At 48.7% G+C, this 837-nt stretch carries 2 pseudogenes; both read right to left on the reverse strand.

The window, feature by feature from the left end:
* A pseudogene (locus tag L5L77_RS22545) lies at nt 1-297 on the reverse strand (hypothetical protein); the annotation flags it as partial.
* 240 nt (nt 298-537) lie between these two features.
* Nucleotides 538-837: pseudogene (locus tag L5L77_RS22550) on the reverse strand (hypothetical protein); the annotation flags it as partial.

An 837-nucleotide genomic window follows, 5' to 3' on the forward strand; every position in this document is an offset into this window, starting at 1 on the left:
ATACCATTGGTCAGACTCATACCAGTGTGCCACCAAGCCAATCAGCACCATTATACCGCAGGGAATAATGACAACGAGCCACCCCATGGCATACACGGTCGCTACCTTAATATCCCACTCATAGAGGGTGGGCGCCTCACGCACCCGCTGCTGACGTAGCTTATTGAGCCGGTCTTGCTCCTCTTGGGGTAATTGCAGGAACTCACTGCGTGGCAAATCTTCATACCGGCTGTCGTTCAACGGTTGTGTGTCATGCTCTGTCGACGCCGACTGCTGCGGCGCTGATCTCTTATTCATATAGCTATTCCTTTGCTGTGCCCACGGTACTGCATGGTCATCGTTAACCTACCCACACGGCTCGTACTTAATGTCTTCTCGCTCTTGACGACCTCGCCGCTAAAGGTCTGTTAGCCTATATCCAGATAATGGCCGTAATTGGCGTCACCCTAGCACAAACAGACCTGTCAGCATCTTGGTGGTAAAACTGCCACTGATGGACACCGAATCTCGCGCCAATAACAGGCGCGAGAAAAAACGTTAACTGGGCAGGGTATTGTCAGGGGTAAAATCTGATAGTTGGGCTAGTTTGCCGTCACGGGTGCCAACTTTAGAGAGGCCAACTATTCGTTCATTTTTCAATAAAAAGAGTTCCGACCCCGGTAATTGCTTCATCAGTAGCGACAACACTTTATGCATATCTTCGGGATGGCAATAACAGTCGAGATTTGAATAATATCCGAAATAAAACCTGTCTGTATCACACGATATATATGGCCTCTTGTGGGTCACTTTTATCATATGGGGGTGTCCACGCTTGATAGCACTTATTGAGGTGGT

Origin of the sequence: Shewanella sp. SM29 (genome assembly GCF_025654245.1) — a bacterium.
In the GTDB taxonomy this organism is placed as follows: Bacteria; Pseudomonadota; Gammaproteobacteria; order Enterobacterales; family Shewanellaceae; genus Shewanella; species Shewanella oncorhynchi.